The organism is Microcoleus sp. w2-18bC1, assembly GCF_036700365.1.
In the GTDB taxonomy this organism is placed as follows: Bacteria; Cyanobacteriota; Cyanobacteriia; order Cyanobacteriales; family Microcoleaceae; genus Microcoleus.
Genome location: NZ_JAUBOS010000003.1, coordinates 19550 through 37666 on the forward strand (window position 1 = coordinate 19550; position 18117 = coordinate 37666).

The window sequence follows — 18117 nt, forward strand, 5'->3', positions numbered from 1 at the left end:
ATTTGCCAATCATTGATTATCTCTAAAACCCGTCCTCTCACTCCCCCAATGGTAAATGTCATGTAGATTTTTGCCATTTGATACAAGTAAAAGTTAATTGAGATTATTCGTTGTGCGGTGGCGGGTTTATGTAGATTTTTTGTACTTATTCAATATTGTTGGTAAAACCGGCGGCTACCAGATAATGAAAGGAACAGAATTCGATTTCGTCGATCGCAAAACGGGAAGGCACTTGCTAGATTCTCTCTACGAAAAGTTTGCAAAACCCCAACTGCACGATACTTTTAAACCCAATAATCCTTCAATTTACATTCGGCACCAGGAAGGGCAAGTTATTGATGGAAATTATATCATAACAAAAGTGTTTGAAGACTCTCGCACTGGTTTTTATGCTGAAAGTCGCGTCCCCATTTCTGGCAATCATCCACCTGTTTTAGTGATTCGCGGCTACGGTTCTTGGTATCCTTTCGATCGCGTTTTGGAAGATACGCCCGATGTATTTATGGCAAAACTAGAACGACAGTTAAAATCGGCGCAAACTGCGGGTGCTATTGATTGGATAAAGCAGCAATTTCACAGCGGGAATCCGCCCGATGTCATCGGAGAAAGTTTGGGGGGCAAAGTTGCTCAGCAAATAGCAGCAAAATACCCGGATTATATTAGATCCACTGTAGTTTTTAATTCTTTGGGCGTTTCGGAAAAGTTAGCTAAAACTTCCACCGCTAACAATGTTTTTCACTACTTTACTTTAGGTGAAAGGTATGCTTTCTGGGCAAATGAAGGCGATTACATACCGGGAACGATTTTTGTGATTTCCCAGAAAGGGAAAAACTGTTGTTATAAAATCGAGGAGACGATCGTCCGAATGGCGCGTTTTGAAGGCAAGTTTCTCAAAAGGCGCGCGATTGTGGCAATATTGGCTCAGTTGCTTTTGCTAAATAGACACAATGCGATCGTCCTCAACAAGCGGCGGTCAGTAGTCGTTCAGATCGATCGCACTCAATTGCAAATTTTCCGAAAAAAGCGCTTTGTTTAAACTCAGACAGAATTGCTTCAGGCGGCAGATGGCTGATTTTCCCGCGCTGCGACGGCGAGAACCAGACAAAGTGCTGCGATCGCTTTTTCCCATTCTTGCTTTACAGCGGTAGGTTGAACCTCATCAAAGGTGCTAACTAAACGAGGGATCGCTCGTTCTAATGCCTGTCTGGGAATTGATTTGTGCAGATCAACTAAACGAATTAAACTTTCTTGATTCTTCAAAAAACCGATTACCCATTTCGTAGTATGATCGGGACTCTCAGGGACGTTTTTAATTCCTAGTTCTGTTTGCAACCAGTCGTAAAAAGACGGCAGCTTTTGAGCTAAAACAGTTCCAGCAGTAGGCAAAGTTTCTTTGAGTAAAGCAGTATCCAGACTTGCGAATAATTGATTGAATTCCGGTGAATCGAGCAAGCTGGTTAATGGCAGTGAAAGCAGCGCTTCTGAAGCGTCAGGGGATACATTTAAAGTCCGCGAAAATGTTTGCAGCATTGGAAAGTCTCTGGTATTGATGACTTTTTTAGCCTAACAATCACGCGAATCAATGAATATGAGCTACCTCATATTAGCAAAATTATAAGATCTCGATCCCCAAAGAAGCCTCTAAATCTAGCTGCGTGCCTCTGCGGTTAATAATTTCCCATTGAATATTCTACACAAATTCTCCCTTAGCAACCATCACCACCTTACCACCCACCAAAACTGTTATTTCGCCTTCATTCTTAGCGGCTTGTAACAACAGCAAAGAAGGTCGAGCGATTTCATAACCCTGCTCAACTCTGACATCAATCTTGGCTTCCCCATAATAATCATGTTCTACCAAATATCCCGCCAAACAGCCGTTAGCACTGCCAGTCGCCGGATCTTCTGGAATTCCTAATGAATGGGCAAAAACTCGCACGTTTAAATCATTAATATCGCTGTAGGTTTCTGGGCAAAATATCAAAATTTCTTTCGCTTCCATTGTCTCAACTAGCTCAAAATATTTATCTAAGTTGACTTGAGCTTTTTTGAGCGAGGCGAGAGTTTTTAATGGGACAATTATAAACGGCACTCCCGTAGAAACTTCTTGAATTGGGAAGTTTGCATCAATTTCATCGGGTGCTAAATTCAGGACATTGGCCAGAGTTTCTGCTGATAAAACTTGACCAAAACTAGGCGGGTTTTGTCGCATCCACAAAATATCTGCCGATTCATTGTGATAATTAAAAGTAACTGGAATTTGACCGACGGCTAGATTGAGAATTACTCGATCGACCTTTTCGCGAATAATCTCTTGCTGCAACACAAACGCCGTGCCCAAAGTCGGATGACCGGCAAAGGGCAATTCCTTCTTGGGCGTGAATATCCGCACGTCATAGCCGCCATCTCGCGGATCGGGCGATCGAATAAACGTAGTTTCTGAATAATTGATTTCCCTCGCTATCAGGAGCATTTGCGCCTCAGATAGTTCGGCAACTCCTGCACCGCAAAATACAGCTAGTTGGTTGCCAGCATATTTTGACTCCGCAAACACGTCAACTATATAAAAATTCACATTTCCCTCGTTCAACAGTAGTTTGTGTAGCAGCGGTTTCAACCGCCTCCTCCTTATAAAAGAAGTTTGTAACTTGCTATTTCAAACAGCGAATTGCTTCCAACATTCCCCTGGCTTTATTGAGCGTTTCTTCGTACTCCATATCCGGGTTAGAATCTGCCACCAAACCAGCACCTGCTTGCACAGAAACCGAATGTTTGTCACCACCTAAAGAACGAACAACCATAGTCCGAATTGCGATCGCACTATTCAATTGCCCCTCAAAATCATAATACCCGTAAACCCCAGAATACGGCCCCCGGCGACAACCTTCCAACTCGTGCACAATCTCCATCGCCCGAATCTTCGGAGCACCGCTAACCGTACCTGCAGGAAAACCAGCTTTCAACAAATCCCAAGCTGTCTTATCCTGGGCCAATTCTCCCACCACATTGCTCACAATGTGCATGACGTGAGAATAACGCTCAATTTCCATTAATTCGTCAACTTTTACAGTACCGTTTCGGCAAACTCTGCCTAAATCGTTCCTGCCCAAATCAACTAACATGACGTGTTCCGCAATTTCCTTGGGATCTTGAAGCAATTCAGCAGCCAAAGCATCATCTTCTTGAGGAGTTTTACCCCGGCGACGAGTGCCGGCGATTGGTCGCAAAGTCGCTATCTTTTTGCCATCAGCAGCGTTTTCCGCTTTCACCATAATTTCGGGACTCGAACCGATAATCTGCCAATCTCTAAAATTAAAATAAGCCATGTACGGAGAAGGATTTATGAGACGCAAAGATCGGTAAAGTGCAAAAGAATCGCCACTGTATTCAGCTTCGAGTCGCTGCGAAATAACTACTTGAAAAATATCTCCGGCTTTGATATAATCCTTCGCTTTTAAGACATTGGCACAATACTTTTCACGGGTAATATTGCTCGTGTAAGCCAATTCTGTATTTCCGGTTGGGGAACGGGCATCTTGCCCGTCATTGGGAGGTGTCCATTCTATTAGAGTAGATTGCCGGGAAAGCGGCGATTGCAACTTCTGAACTAACTTGCCAACGCGATCGCACGCTTGCTGATAAGCATCTGCCAAATCAACGCCAACCTCGCGCAAATCCGCATAGGCGACGACCCAAATTTTCCGCTTCACCTGGTCGAAAATCAGCAAATTATCCACCTGCATCCACAACCCATCCGGCAAATCATTCTCGCTTGCTGGATGCACTGGAACTCGCGGTTCTATCCACTTAATTAACTCGTAACCCCAAAAACCGAATAACCCGCCAATTCCCGGCGGTAACTGCGGCAATTTCACCGGTTGATAAGACTCCAAACACTCGGTTAAAGCTACAAACGGATCGCCCGTAAATACTTTTTCGGAACCGTCACGGTAAACTTGAGTTGTGCGATCGCCCTTTGCCTCCAAAATCCACAACGGATCGCACCCTAAGAAACTATAACGCCCAAGTTTTTCCCCACCTTCCACCGACTCCAGCAGAAAACTGTAAGGTTGACCCGCACAAACCCGATACCACGCAGACACCGGCGTATCCAAATCAGCAACCCATTCTTGATACACGGGTACAAAATTGCCTTGTGTCGCCAGTTCCGAAAATTGTGAGAAATCGGGAAATATCATATATATCAGAAGGAAGAAGGAAGAGGGAAGAAGAAAGAAAGAAGAAGGAAAATGCAATCCTGGCAATAATTTCAGCGATTAAAAGCGTCCTACCCGTCTTGGGCTCAATAAACAAAAGACGGAAAGCAACAGCCATGAGGCTGCTGGTACTCGCCAACTGCCATCACCGCCATCGGTTTGAGCGCGCGCAGCCCCTCTTGCAAACACCAGCGAAACAAACTTGCGTAACGCACCGGCAAGTGGAAAGAAACCTGTGCTTCGGAGTTCGACGCGGCCGCCCCCAAAAGTAAAGCCTGCATATCCGCCTCAGTTTCCGCGACGCTGTGGCTCAAAGCCGACACCGCACAAGTATAAGCCACAATCCGACCTTGTTTGCAAGCAACCCAAGGAGAAAAGAAATTCAGGGCGTACTCAATATCGCTAGTTCGATCGCACCTGTATAATTTCTTGCACAAAGCCGTACATTCACCAACATCCTCACTAGCCATCGGTCGCACCTCAAACCCATGGTGCGGCTGGCTGCGAAACTTTCCTTCCATTAACACGAAAGATTCCTTCACCTCAAAACCCAAAGAAGCGTACAGCGACAGCGACGCCATATTAAAAGATTCCTGAACCAAACGGATGCCCACAGCGTCCTGTCCCCGTTCCAGCAAAGCTTTCATGATTTCCCGTCCCGTGCCGCGGCCTTGAAAAGTTCGATCGACACTGACGGGCCCGATACCACGAATCGGGTTGCGTTCGTCCATAAATCCGCAGCCGACAACGGCACCGGAACTCTCGGCTACGATGCCAAAAAACAACGGACTTTCGATTAGCAAGCTACTTATTTTGGTTGCAAATTCCAGCGTCGGAAAATCTGTAGGGAACAAGTGGCGATCGGAAATATCTTTAAAAGCTTCATAAGTAATGCCAGCGCAAACATCGATATCAGAAGGCTGCGCTCGCCTGATTGCGACATTCATTTTTAATTTAACGATTAACTTTTAATAAAATTAGAAGTTTGCAGTAGTATTTTGGCGCTGCGGGCTTAGCCTCCCGCGCCAGAATACTACTGCAAAAACAAGTTTACAAGCTGAGCCTTTCAAGGCAATATTAGCTATGTTTTGCTCAGCGATGCAGTCATAGTTTAAGGATCGAAAGTCTTCTTGCCGCTGAACTTCAGCTTAGCCGGATTGGGATTGCTGCCAATATTGCGGTCAATCTTACCGTTGTAGGGACGACCTTCGTTCACCTTTTCAGGGAACACGCCATCTTTGGGATGCAGGTACTCAGTAGAACCGTCGGGAAACACGCGGTAAATTTTGTAGTTCGAGATTTTGAATTTAGCCCGCAGTTGCTGGCCGCCCAAAGCGATGCACTGCTCCTTGCGGGGCAGATACAGCAAGTTGTCGCCTTGACGCATGATTGCAGCGCCGCCTGTAGGCATTTCAAACACCTGTTCCTTGGGGCTAGTCCAAGTGATCGCGTACTTCTCTTCAACTAGCGCCTTGGTCAGCAAGCCGCCGGTGCTGCCGCCGAAAAGAGGGGGTTGTCCAGTGAGTTCTTCTGCCATAAACATATCCAAAGGATTTTTACGGCATCCTATCATCATGACGCGACACTGCTGTCGAAATTGTAAGGAAAGTTAACAGTTTTTGGGCGATCGATCTCTTCTGATAATTGATAATTAGTAATTAATAATTGATAATTGGTAATTTACACCAAAGTTATAAAACAAAATTAGGCAGCACGAATCCCGAAAAAATAATCAAACAAAAATAGCAATTATTCGGGTGCTTGTGGGCCCCCAAATAATCGCACATTCTCCCAATTTTCCTCCACAAGCAATGATCGAAAAATTTACCGCGTCAACCCTAAGTCAAGAACCAATTAGGGTCATAGCCGCGGGGAATTTGGCTCAAAGCAGTCCAAGTTTCTTGATTGACAATCCCGTTGGCCTGAATCCCAAAGCTTTTTTGAAATGCGCGAACAGCTTTGTCCGTCAAAGTAGCAAAGTCGCCGTCAATTTCACCACCATAATGGTTGGAAGTTTTGAGAACTTCCTGAACAGTAGCGACTGCTTCCCCAGAACTGCCTAATTTGAGTATCGGCATATTAACTGGAGCAGCAGTATAAAGCGCCTGCCAAGTCAGCGGCCCGACAATGCCATCCGGTGACAAGAAAACCCGAAACTGAAACAGTTTCACAGAAAAATCAACTGCTTTGTTAAAAATTCCTTTAGCAGGCTGTCGGTAAAGGTGCAACTTGGTTAGCAGTTCTTCTAGTTCCAATACCGCTTTACCTTGAGAACCTAATTGTAGTTGTGGCTTTTTGGCTATAGGTTGAGTAGATTTCATCTGGATTGTAGGTGACATAATCGGTTTTGCTAACCTCTAGGTTTGAGTATTCTTATGGAAAAAAACTTTTTCCGGGCGAAACATTTGCCTTCTCAAATTTTCTCGAATCAACACTGGCGTCGGCAGTGCCTCAACAGATTCGAGCAACCTTTACCATCTCGCGACTTGTGGACAGGAGACTTATACCCTTTTAGATTTTAGATTTTAGATTGGGCATGACTGATTACTATCGGGGTTTGCAGCTTACGTACAGTTGGATTCTTTGTTTAAACTGATATTAATTTTCGGCAGCCTCCCTAGGTACTCTGTCGCCAAACCCGGTTTAAGACGGCAAGCGCATCCTGAATCTGCTTTGATACTTTTGATTTTAAAGCTGAACACCGCGTGGCCACATCTCCTTTAAGGCTGATCTCACAGGGTGAGGATTGAGGGTGATATCCTTTCCGTTTGCATCGGAATTATTCATGTCTCTCTTCTCTTTCTCTGCGAGCTCTGCGTTCTCTGTGGTTAAATCATTCCGATGCAATCGGCATTAATATTAGTCGTTAAGTCCGACAGGGGTTTCAACCCCTGCCTCATAGCTCAAGTCGTCTCAAGACGACTGTAGATTAGTATTTGATATCAAGTCCGGCTTAAATAGCGCCTCCTATCAAATTTGTTAGCATCGAAAGTATTCCTATCTCTCTTCTCGATCTCTGCGTGAATCCGCGTCAATTCCTTGTCCGGGGCGGTTAATACATTCTCTTTTTTTCACCGCAGATACAGGCAGATAAACACAGATTCACGCAGATGAATTAGATCAATTCCGGTTGCACCATCCGTGGTTGACTGTTGACTGGATTTTACTATTTCGATGCTACCGCAATTGATATGAGAGAGGGTGTAGCAGCGGAGGCTGGTTCTGCTGCGAAAACTTTTCTGTGCTATCGTATCTCGGTCGATCGATTAATATCGATTCCGGTTGCACCGTCCGTTATTGTTGACTGTTCACTGTGAGTCAAGAAAATGAAAATTGCGCGAATTATTTGTTGGCAGCTTGATTCGACTTTACGCCCGACTCCGGAAGCGCGGATTTGATATCATTCCAGCGCAGCCGGATTTGATATCACTCGATCGCTACTTGCGCGCTCAGACGCCCACCAACCCGGTTTTTTACAGTATATTCCATGTAAATTTAGTACGGAGAAACCGGGTTTCGAGCAACAGAATCAGTAATCATGCGAGAACTGTAAAGAAACCCGGTTTCTGGGGTATACCTCATAAACCTTGAATACGCTGTATCAATTTAGTCTAAACAATCGGAATAGTAAAGTGAAATTCACTTCCTCGGTCTTTTCCTGCGGAATCTACCCAAATTTTACCGCCCCAGCCGGCAACAATCTGTTTGCAAATTGCCAATCCCAAACCGGTACCGCCGGCGCTGCGGCGCAAAGCTCCTTCTTCTTGATAAAATCGATCGAACACTACTTTTAAACTGTTCGCCTCGATTCCCCTCCCCGTATCGGCTACGAGCACTTCCACCATCCGAGAACCGTTGCATTTCGCTCTTATGGTGACGCTTCCTTGAGGTGTGGTGAATTTGCAAGCGTTGTCTAGCAGTTTGGAGAGCACCTCCACCAACCACTCTCCGTCAGCTTGCACTAAAGGCAATTCTGCGGACACTTCGGCGATAATTTCCGGTAACTGTCGATCGAGTCCGCCCCCCGATCGCACGCTGCTAAGGGCCAAATCAACGCATTCTTGCAGCGTCAGCGATTCTACATTCCATTGGACTCGCCCGCTTTCTAAGTGAGAAAGAGTTAAGAAATCCTGCACGAGTTTCCGCATTCTATCGGCATCACCAAGGGCAGTTTCTAACATGATTTGCCGCAATTCTGGGGGCATATCTGGTTCGGAGTTCAAACTTTCCAAACACACTTGAATCGTAGAAAGTGGGGTGCGGAGTTCGTGTCCGGTGATGGCAATTAGATTGCTGCGAGTGCGGTCTAATGCTTCTAATTGTTGGTTGAGTTCTTCTAAATGAGCGTAGGTTTCTGCTTGAATTAAGGCTGCTCCAAGTTGGGTGGCGATCGCCTCTACTAAAGCAATTTCGTCTTCTTCCCAAGGTAAAACCGCTCGGCACTGGTGCATTTCCACCATTCCCAAAACCCGCCCCTGATAAAGCACTGGCACCATTAACCAAGAGACAATTTGCCAATTTTTTACAGTTTTTTCCAGGAATTGTGTATTGACAATCAACGGGTGTTGTGCTGTGTCTTGGATGTAAACTCGCTCTTGCCGCGCCACCGCGTCGCTCCATATTTGATTTTCCTGCAACAGCCAAGTCTGATCCAGCATGGAACTAGCGCCCGGCCCCAAAAACTCGCGATCGATTTTGACCGCCACATCTGTTGCCTTGCACCGATAAATCAAACATCGGCTTGCCGAGAGGGCAGTGCCGAGTTCTTGGACTGCGACTTCGACGATTTCTTGCGGGTTGAGAGACTGCCGCATTGCCGTGGTAATTAAGTTTACCAGGCGTTCTTTGCGTTCCTGAGCGGCGATCGCGCTGTATGCTTTGAGCAGTTTGTGCTGGCCTGCTTGCAAGTAGGTTACTAAGCGTTCGGTAAAAGCATCGCTCAATTTTGGATTGGGAATTTTTGAGTTTTTTCTCGTACTTATTTCGGGTTTGGCGGCTTTGGAAGTGGCGGATTTCCTCGTTTTTTTCGGTGTTTTGAGTTTGTAAGTCGTTCGCGCTCGATCGATCTTTTCTGCCAATTCCGGGCGATATTTGACAATTCTATCGAGCAACAATGCGGCCGCTTTGGAGCTTACCTCGCGATCGAACGTCCAAATTCCTTCAAATCTGCGAGCTTGATCCATCAACAGTGGCCCGCGAGCGTCCTGGTTGTCGATCGGCACAATTTTTTCTTGACAAATCAGGCAAGTTGAGTAGTGCTGCCCCAGCACCACTAAGTGCCACTCTTTACTCAATCCGTCCTCCGGTGCAAACGCCACAGTTTCGTGACATTCCGAGGAATTTTTAAAGTCAGTTTCCGGTGCAGCCAGCACGTATACCTGAGACGAGCGTGAGGCAATTCGCCGGTAGCGGTGAGCTTCCTGGCGGTAGAAGCGCTCTCGCTGAAAGCTGGCAATCACTAGCGGTTCGTCGTCTGAACCCGCCAAAACTAAGTCTTCCATCGCGTGAGACAAGGCTGTCATGGAAGATTTGAAATAAATTTGTGCCCGCAGTTGGGGCAAAGCTTGCAGAAGTTCTGCCAGTAGCGAAATAGGGACGATCATCTAGCCTTAAACGTGCATTTTTGCCGATGACAAAACAGGATCGATAGGAGGTTTAGAGCGATCCCTTTTCAGTATCTGATACATTTATGCTTCATAACACGACTGTTTAAGTCATATCATGCTAGCCATATCATTTAGACGAATCTAAGCAGAGGTATGCCTCCAAGACCTTGAGTTCATCCCAAAGTCACCTGTTTTTACCTCTAGGTTTTGACGCCAACTCATCTATTCAGGGTTCGATTCGGGCGTTAGCACTCTCACCATTCAGACTTGTTAGGCACCGCTTCCGGATCTCTTGCATTATACTATTCTTGAGCTATTTGATATCAATGCTATCTTTATCGGTTTTTGGCGAATCGGTTTTGGGCGATCGATCTGGCTAATCGGCAATTAAACTTTCAAAAATCACAAGTAATTGGCCATTAGCTAAAAACTAACGGCCAATTATTTTGAGGACTTATATCCAATCTGGTTAGATTCGGAATGATGCCAAGGATGCTCGGAAAATTATTATTCCGATGAAGCGCGGAAACGATTTTCACCAAAATCTATGAAGAAAAAGGGTTTCGGACACCTAGCTTGTAAGTCCTATATTTTTTTTGAGGCATAGCGCCTAAGTATAAATGCTGCGGCTGTGGTTGTATTAGGCTAGTTCGCCCCCTTCGTCGCTGCCACCGGGAGATGATTTGTAGAGAGCATCTAATTGTTCGCGGGCGTCTTGGACAGTCAGCGAACGCATCACTAACAGCGGCTCATTGACAACATTTCCGTGTTCGTCTAAAAGTTCTGGATGCGGTACAGATTGAGAGCGAGGATAGGATGCGTAGGGATTATTTGCCCTGAACTGTTGAGGGCGCTGGGACTCCATACCAACGGTGACTAGACTGCGGATTAAGTTACCGACCGCCAGAAAGGCAAGAACGGTAAAAGCTAAAATATAAAGCAAGTGCAACATTATCTTCTCCTCCGGGCTAAACAGCCACACAGCAATTTACAAAAGTGTTTCAGCAAGTAATAACTTATTAACTGGAAATCTGTTTGAGGTTGTCAAGTGGGCCGCCACATTTCCCAAGGTTGGGGATTTGACTGCAAATTTAACTTGAACTCGCTTCCTTATTTTCCAGGGGGAGCTGACTGCCATGAGCGAAAGCGTGCCGATACTTGCCAGCATTCGGCGAGCTGTCTGTGCCACGGCATCAGTGCTGCTGTTTCAATCCCAACTTGACCCCCGGTTGCTTGAAATAGAGCTTTTGCTGCGCCTACTTCTTGCTGAGCCTGTTTGACTCGCGCCAGCAAGTCAGATTGATCTTCCTCGCTGAGAAAGGGAATTTCCTCAGTTTCTAAGAGCTTTGCCGATCGGTCGAACCAGTAATTGAAATCCTCTAACAGCGGTTCCAGTAACGCTTTGAGCAATTCTGGCTCGGGCAAGTTGGAATTAAGCATGGATCAAAATTGGGTTATTTATCTATTATAGTCTTAGACGGTCTTTACAAATTGTAACATATTTTTAACAAAAATTCAATAATTTAATAACAATTAGCCCGTGGGTGTGAATAAATTTAACTGTGCCAGCAGCGATTTTTGAGTCGAAATCCCCAAATTGTGCAATATCGGCTCAGACTCGCTAGCAATAGCTCATAGCAGAAGGAAGTTCGGCAAGGGATTCGCTTTCTTCCGATGTAACGGATGTAAGAGATGAAAGGAAGAAGAAAGAAGGAAGAAAAAAACTATGCCCAATGCCCAATGCCCCATGCCCCATGCCCAGAATGACCTAATTTCCCGGAGTGTCCCCCAGTCGGAAGTCGGCGCTTGCTGTCCCAATCTGAGTAATATAGAAGCAACTGCAACTAAATTAATTGCTAATTCAGCCGATGTCTAGCTCAGAATCCATGTCCCCTCCAGAAGAGTCCGTTAAAATTGAGTTGCCCCGCACGAGTGAGTCCGAGGCACTAAAAAAAATTCGCCACACCACTTCCCACGTTATGGCGATGGCGGTACAGAAGTTATTTCCCAAGGCGCAAGTGACTATCGGCCCTTGGATTGAAAACGGTTTCTATTATGACTTTGACACTCCCGAACCTTTTACGGAACAGGATTTAAAAGCCATTAAAAAAGAGATGATCAAAATCATCAACCGTAAATTGCCTGTAATTCGGGAAGAAGTCAGCCGCGAGGAAGCAGAACGCAGAATTAAGGAGATTAACGAACCTTACAAATTAGAAATTTTAGAAGGTTTGATCGAACCAATTACTTTTTACCATTTGGGCGAGGAATGGTGGGATTTGTGCGCGGGGCCTCACTTGGATAATACCAGTGAGTTGAATCCAAAGGCGATCGAGCTAGAAAGCCTAGCAGGGGCGTACTGGCGCGGCGACGAAACCAAAGCTCAATTACAGCGGATTTACGGCACTGCTTGGGAAACTCCCGAACAATTAGCAGCATACAAACACCGCAAAGAAGAAGCATTAAGGCGCGATCACCGCAAATTAGGTAAAGAATTAGGCTTATTTATTTTTGCCGATCCTGTGGGCCCCGGCTTGCCTTTGTGGACGCCGAAAGGCACTGTTTTGAGAAGTATTTTAGAAGATTACTTGAAACAAGAACAAATCAAACGCGGCTATTTGCAAGTTGTGACTCCACACATCGCCAGAGTAGATTTGTTCAAAATTTCTGGACACTGGCAGAAATACAAAGAAGATATGTTTCCGCTGATGGCGGAGGATGAGGAAGCGGCAGCAAACGAACAGGGTTTTGTGATGAAACCGATGAACTGCCCTTTCCACATCCAAATTTACAAAAGCGAATTGCGATCCTATCGAGAACTGCCGATGCGCTTAGCGGAATTCGGCACGGTTTACCGCTACGAACAATCGGGAGAATTGGGCGGTTTAACGCGGGTGCGCGGCTTTACGGTGGATGATTCCCACTTATTTGTCACACCGGAACAGTTGGATGCAGAATTCTTGAATGTGGTGGATTTGATTCTGTCAGTATTCAAGAGTCTGCAACTGAAAAACTTTAAGGCGCGTTTGAGTTTCCGCGATCCAAACAATTTAGAGAAATACATCGGTTCCGATGAAGCTTGGGAAAAGGCTCAAGGTGCAATCCGCCGCGCAGTGGAAACTTTGGGAATGAATTATTTTGAGGGAATTGGAGAGGCGGCTTTTTACGGGCCGAAACTCGATTTCATTTTCCAAGATGTCTTGGATAGAGAATGGCAATTAGGAACTGTTCAGGTAGATTACAACTTGCCAGAACGTTTTGATTTGGAATATGTTGCTGAAGACGGCACTCGCAAGCGTCCGGTGATGATTCACCGCGCTCCTTTCGGTTCTTTGGAACGTTTGATCGGGATTTTGATTGAGCAGTATGCGGGCGATTTTCCGCTGTGGTTAGCGCCGATTCAGGTGCGGTTGTTGCCTGTCAGCGCCGAGTTTTTGCCGTTTGCGAAGGAAGTGGCCGCGAAGATGAAAATGCTCGGAATGCGCGCTGAAGCTGATGAGAATAGCGAGCGTTTGGGCAAGTTGATTCGCAATGCTGAGAAGGATAAAATTCCGGTGATGGGTGTTGTGGGTGCGAAGGAAGTTGAGGCGAATAGTTTGAATATTCGGACTCGGACTTCTGGGGAGTTGGGGGCTATTTCGGTTGAGGAAGTGATTGGGAGGTTGCAGGCGGCGATTAGTAGTTACGGAGATTTTTAGGGGGATTTTTTAAACGCAGATGCACGGGGATTAACGCAGATGATAGTTTGATATTGTCTGCGTTTTTCTAATCGATCGACTAAACTCATATAATTAGGTAAATTAACAGGAGTTAAATTAATGAGTAATCCGTTTCTAGGGATGAATCCTTATTTAGAAAGTCCTGAATTGTGGCCTCAAGTACATCACTTGCTAATTAGTAGCATTTTTGAATCATTAGTGCCACAGTTGCTGCCAAAATATATCGTCGATATTGAAAAAAGAGTTTATGAGCTTAGCGGGGAAAATTCCCTTTTAGTGGGGATTCCTGATGTCACTGTGCAGCGCTCTCCAAGTCAAACAAACCCAACTTCTTCTAATGTTGCAGTTGCCGCGCCGCCTGTGACAGCCTTGAAAGTAAGACTGCCAGTACCTGTGGAATTTAGGGAAGCATATTTAGAGGTGCGAGATACAGAAACTAGGGAAGTTGTGACAGTGATTGAAGTGTTGTCACCCGCCAATAAGCGCCCTGGGAAAGGGCGAGAAATATATGAAGCAAAGCGAGAAAAGGTGTTTGGTAGTCGCACTCATATGATTGAAATTGACTTGCTGCGAAGTTACCAACCAATGTTAGTTTTTGGGAACGATATTGAGGCAAGTTATCGAATTTTAGCGAGTCGGGGAAATCAAAGGCCTTTGGCGGATTTGTACCTTTTCAATTTACCGGATATGATTCCTCAGTTTCCCTTGCCTTTGCGTGCGGGTGATGCGGAACCAATTGTAGATTTACAAGCGTTATTAAATGGGGTTTACGATCGCGCCGCCTATGACTTTAGAATAGATTACACCGCACCCCTACCTGCGCTTTCAGAATCAGATGCTGCTTGGGCGGATGCTTTGTTGCGGGAAAGAGGGTTAAAGGGATAAGGAAAGTAGATTCTTCCCTGGTGGGGGGCGGGTTTATGAGAATTTTTGGTGGTTTTTGATGTCGGCGAAACGACCCCTACAGAAATATAGGGTAACGAGGCTCGAAAAACTCAAAACACCTACACAAAACGTTACATCTTTGTTACCATCGTGGCAAGTCTGTCCTCAGCAGCCCCTCTATTAACCTTCTAAACTAACCGTTATGAGTCAACATCCCTCAGCAATTCCCGCCTCCGAAGAGTCCGACGAAACCCAGACAGCGCCGACAAACACTGCACCTCCACCGAGTTATGTCAAGCTGGCGATGCGGAATATGGTTCGCAAGCGGGCGACTTCTTTGTTTCATTTTGCTTTGACAGCCGCCGGACTCTTAGGCGTACTCGTCGGTTTGGCTTTTCTCGATCGCTATTTCAATTCTTAATCCGGGATTCCAACAATCAGCCTCTAATTTCTGCTGATGTTTTTGATCTTTCTTAATCGGGAGTTAAGCTGATTGTTCTGCCTGCCTGTTGCAATCTCTAACAGATTACTGTATCTTTCCAGCAACAGCAAAATCCCCTGCCGTTCGATCGCGCAATTGGAATTTGTAAAAAAATTGAATATATCCCTTGACAGGAGAGCAAAAAAATGTTAATTGAGGTGAACGTCGAGGACTGTTACGGGCTCGCCCAGCAGTCAGCCGACGCTTCCAACCTCCCTGAGAGTACAGCCAGCGGGGAGATTTCAGCCGAAACCTGGGAAAATTGGTTTAGCGTTTGGCTGGAAAACCAGGAAGATTATGTGCCAGTCGCTCCGGGCTACGAAGTCAGTCTGCGTTTAACCGCCGATACCGAGATGCAAGCCCTCAACCTCCAGTACCGCCAGCTCGATAGACCGACTGATGTACTAGCTTTCGCATCTTTAGAGGTAGACTGTCCTCAGCTAGAGGAAATGCAGTCATCTGAACCCCTATACTTGGGTGATATCGTCATCTCGATCGATACAGCTAACCGACAAGCCCAGCAGCAAGGACATCCCCTGAAGAACGAACTAGCTTGGCTGGCAGCCCACGGTTTTCTGCATCTTTTGGGCTGGGATCACCCGGATGAAGAAAGTCTGACTCAAATGCTCGATCGACAAGAAACATTGCTGCGGGCGATCGGTCTTGCGATCCAAACAGCATAACTGAAGTTGATGTTGATTTAAAAAATCATGTCAAGCCCAACATAACTTTCTGAAATTAAACCAAAACTTTAGTAAAAACTTAGAAAAGTTACCTAGACTTGATGAAGTTAATTTGAAAAGTTTAGCTTTCATTCATCTCTGTAAATTAAAGTTGGTTCTTTATGACACTAGATAGACCCTCAATTTCATCACAAATCGCACAGTTTCTGCCCATGCCTCAAGACTCTTCTAGCCAGACAGTCCAGGAGCCGAAAAAAGCCTTGAAATACAACCGAGAGCTGTCCTGGAAAATCGCATCTAGCTTAGCTACGAGTTTTAGATACGCTTGGGGGGGTCTGAGTTATGCTTTTGAAACTCAGCGCAATTTTCGGATTCACACAGTTATAGGCACTTTGGCGATCGGACTCGGGCTATTTTTGCAACTCAAACCTGTAGAAATATCTGTGATCGGCGTCACCATTGGCATAGTTTTAGCAATGGAACTGTTGAATACGGCGATCGAATCGGTGGTAGACTTGACAGTCGGGCAATCTTATCACGAACTAGCCAGAATTGCCAAAGACTGCGCTGCCGGAGCAGTTCTGGTATCGGCAATGGCTGCGATCATCGTCGGTACTGCACTTCTGCTTCCTCCTTTGTGGGCAGTCGTTCAAATTGCGATCGGCCGTCAGTAACTTATTGGAGCCAGAAAATTTTAGGTTTTAGATGACCAATTTGAGATTTTTAGTTTTATTCGTCTATATTGCAGCTATTTTTATCATCGACATCTATCTAAAATCTTGAAACCCTTGCTTTCAGGGAGCGAGTCAATCTAAAATCTAAAATCTAAAACCTAAAATCTAACTTAACCCGTGATTATAGTCATCGATAACTACGACAGTTTTACATACAATTTGGTACAGTATCTAGGAGAACTGGGTGCTGAGTTGCCTGTAGCAAGCGAAGTGCAAGTCTACCGCAACGACCAAATTTCCTTAGCTGAAATTCGCCGATTGCAGCCAGCAGCAGTGGTGATTTCTCCAGGCCCGGGGCGGCCGGAAGATGCGGGAATTTCTCTGGAATTAATCAAAGAATTGGGGCCAACTCTGCCAATTTTAGGCGTGTGCCTCGGACATCAAAGTATCGGTCAAGTATTCGGCGGCAAAATTGTTTCTGCACCCGTGTTGATGCACGGCAAAACTTCTCAGGTAGAACACGCAGGAGTCGGAGTTTTTCAGGGTGTGGAATCGCCGATGATTGCAACTCGCTATCACAGTTTGGTAATTGAAAAGCAGAGTTGTCCAGAAGTTTTGGAAATTACCGCTTGGGTTGAAGACGGAACTATTATGGGTGTGCGGCACCGGGAATATCCGCACATTGAAGGTGTACAGTTTCACCCGGAAAGTATTTTGACGACTTCGGGAAAACAATTATTGCGAAATTTCTTAGAAAGACTTTAGTTGAATTTATCTGAATTTGTAGGGTTCGCTCTTCTAGCACCTTACGGTGAGAGTAGGGTAAACATTTTCGCACCTGAACCGCCCCAAAAAGGATACAAGCCCCCCACTCCTGTCGTGGTGAACCCCAAATTTTAGACTCCTGTTCGAGATTTCAGATTCAATGCTACAAGTAAATCTAAAATCTAAAATCTAAAATCTAAAATCGACTGACGGTGTTTTGTGGTATAACAACAAACGACCAACACCCGACAACCCCAACCACAAGATGAAACGGCGACAATTAATACGTTACGCACAGACGGGTTTGCTAGCAGCTTTAGCAACTGGTTTACCATCTGGATGGGAAAGCTATCAAGCTCAAACTGCTGATTCTTTGTCGGTTCAGTGGTTGGGCCACACTTGCTTCTTGTTCGCCGGAGGCGGTGCGAGGGTGCTGGTGAATCCTTTTCGCCCCCTGGGCTGTACCGCAGGCTATCGCTCTCCTAAAGTGCCAACAGATTTGATTCTGATTAGCAGCCGATTGCTTGATGAAGGGGCGATCGACGGATTTGCGGGCAATCCCGGCCTTTTGTACGAGCCAGGGGCTTACAGGTCTAACGGGCTGCGGATTCAAGGGATTCGGACGGAAAAAGACCGTGAGGGAGGACGGCGATTTGGGGTTAATGTGGCTTGGCTGTGGCAGCAAGCGGGCGTTAAGATTTTACACTTGGGCGGAGTTGCTGGCCCGATCGGCATTGAAGAACAAATCTTGATCGGGCGGCCCGATGTAGTGCTGATTCCCGTGGGCGGCGGGCCGAAAGCTTACACTCCGGCGGAAGCGAAGCAAACTTTGCAACTTCTCAAACCGAAGATGGTGATTCCGACACATTTCAAAACCCAAGCCGCCGATGCTGCTGCGTGCGATTTAGTGCCGCTAGATGAATTCTTGGCGCTGATGGATGGTACGCCGGTGCGCCGATTGAATAATGACACGATTTCCATTAAATCTGCTGACTTACCCCAAACTGGTTCGGTGATTGAGGTTTTGAGTTACAGATTTAGCGGTTGATGCCCGATTGCTCAGCTTGCGTTATAGTAAGGAAGTTTT

At 45.9% G+C, this 18117-nt stretch carries 18 protein-coding genes; 9 read left to right on the plus strand and 9 right to left on the minus strand.

The features are described 5' to 3' along the window. Window positions 1-97: 97 nt before the first annotated feature. The gene (locus QT979_RS03230; RefSeq protein ID WP_333308124.1) at window positions 98-1036 is read left to right on the plus strand and encodes an alpha/beta hydrolase; all 939 of its coding nucleotides are present in this window, start codon (window positions 98-100) and stop codon (window positions 1034-1036) included. A gap of 17 nt (window positions 1037-1053) precedes the next feature. On the opposite strand, the gene QT979_RS03235 is transcribed toward QT979_RS03230, so the two are convergent. From QT979_RS03235 to QT979_RS03275, 9 genes are all read right to left on the minus strand, one after another. Beyond that, window positions 1054-1530 (minus strand): hypothetical protein, encoded by a 477-nt coding sequence (locus QT979_RS03235; protein WP_333308126.1) that lies wholly within the window; start codon window positions 1528-1530, stop codon window positions 1054-1056. A 160-nt stretch (window positions 1531-1690) separates the two neighbouring features. Next, on the minus strand, window positions 1691-2575 hold the full coding sequence (locus QT979_RS03240; protein WP_333214697.1) for a PhzF family phenazine biosynthesis protein: 885 nt from the start codon (window positions 2573-2575) through the stop codon (window positions 1691-1693). Between the two features lie 76 nt (window positions 2576-2651). After that, window positions 2652-4199, minus strand: a complete 1548-nt coding sequence (trpE, locus tag QT979_RS03245) for an anthranilate synthase component I (RefSeq protein WP_333214671.1) — start codon at window positions 4197-4199, stop codon at window positions 2652-2654. 104 nt (window positions 4200-4303) lie between these two features. Next, window positions 4304-5164, minus strand: coding sequence for a GNAT family N-acetyltransferase (locus QT979_RS03250; RefSeq protein ID WP_333308128.1), 861 nt, complete (start codon window positions 5162-5164; stop codon window positions 4304-4306). A 164-nt stretch (window positions 5165-5328) separates the two neighbouring features. Continuing rightward, the gene (locus tag QT979_RS03255) at window positions 5329-5754 is read right to left on the minus strand and encodes a photosystem I reaction center subunit II PsaD (protein WP_332956926.1); all 426 of its coding nucleotides are present in this window, start codon (window positions 5752-5754) and stop codon (window positions 5329-5331) included. 301 nt (window positions 5755-6055) lie between these two features. After that, complete coding sequence (locus tag QT979_RS03260) at window positions 6056-6556, minus strand: peptidoglycan-binding domain-containing protein (RefSeq protein ID WP_333308130.1); 501 nt, start codon at window positions 6554-6556, stop codon at window positions 6056-6058. 1272 nt (window positions 6557-7828) lie between these two features. Further along, a complete protein-coding gene (locus QT979_RS03265; protein WP_333308132.1) occupies window positions 7829-9820 on the minus strand; it encodes a DICT sensory domain-containing protein in 1992 nt (663 codons plus the stop codon). A 643-nt stretch (window positions 9821-10463) separates the two neighbouring features. Continuing rightward, window positions 10464-10775, minus strand: a complete 312-nt coding sequence (locus QT979_RS03270) for a DUF2973 domain-containing protein (protein WP_333106625.1) — start codon at window positions 10773-10775, stop codon at window positions 10464-10466. Between the two features lie 158 nt (window positions 10776-10933). Next, window positions 10934-11263 (minus strand): DUF2605 domain-containing protein, encoded by a 330-nt coding sequence (locus QT979_RS03275; protein ID WP_333214680.1) that lies wholly within the window; start codon window positions 11261-11263, stop codon window positions 10934-10936. Window positions 11264-11549: 286 nt separating this feature from the next. Here QT979_RS03275 and QT979_RS03280 point away from each other — a divergent pair, with 286 nt between their 5' ends. The 8 genes from QT979_RS03280 (at window position 11550) to QT979_RS03315 (ending at window position 18078) form a co-directional block, all read left to right on the plus strand. Then, window positions 11550-11699: a hypothetical protein gene (locus QT979_RS03280; RefSeq protein ID WP_333308134.1), complete on the plus strand. Its 150-nt coding sequence runs from the start codon at window positions 11550-11552 to the stop codon at window positions 11697-11699. Beyond that, a complete protein-coding gene (gene thrS, locus QT979_RS03285) occupies window positions 11692-13521 on the plus strand; it encodes a threonine--tRNA ligase (RefSeq protein ID WP_333308135.1) in 1830 nt (609 codons plus the stop codon). Before QT979_RS03280 ends, thrS begins: the two co-directional genes overlap by 8 nt. Window positions 13522-13641: 120 nt before the next feature. Further along, entirely contained in the window at window positions 13642-14427 is a 786-nt protein-coding gene (locus tag QT979_RS03290) for a DUF4058 family protein (protein WP_333214684.1), read from the plus strand. 202 nt (window positions 14428-14629) lie between these two features. Further along, a complete protein-coding gene (locus QT979_RS03295; RefSeq protein ID WP_333308137.1) occupies window positions 14630-14848 on the plus strand; it encodes a DUF3285 domain-containing protein in 219 nt (72 codons plus the stop codon). Window positions 14849-15054: 206 nt separating this feature from the next. Beyond that, the gene (gene ybeY / locus QT979_RS03300) at window positions 15055-15591 is read left to right on the plus strand and encodes an rRNA maturation RNase YbeY (protein ID WP_333214688.1); all 537 of its coding nucleotides are present in this window, start codon (window positions 15055-15057) and stop codon (window positions 15589-15591) included. A gap of 161 nt (window positions 15592-15752) precedes the next feature. Beyond that, window positions 15753-16265, plus strand: coding sequence for a diacylglycerol kinase family protein (locus QT979_RS03305; protein WP_333085282.1), 513 nt, complete (start codon window positions 15753-15755; stop codon window positions 16263-16265). Between the two features lie 177 nt (window positions 16266-16442). Continuing rightward, complete coding sequence (locus QT979_RS03310; RefSeq protein WP_333308140.1) at window positions 16443-17030, plus strand: aminodeoxychorismate/anthranilate synthase component II; 588 nt, start codon at window positions 16443-16445, stop codon at window positions 17028-17030. Window positions 17031-17295: 265 nt separating this feature from the next. Then, window positions 17296-18078 carry an MBL fold metallo-hydrolase gene (locus QT979_RS03315; protein WP_172190728.1) on the plus strand — a complete coding sequence of 261 codons (783 nt, stop codon included), beginning with the start codon at window positions 17296-17298 and terminating at the stop codon, window positions 18076-18078. The last annotated feature ends 39 nt before the right edge of the window (window positions 18079-18117 follow it).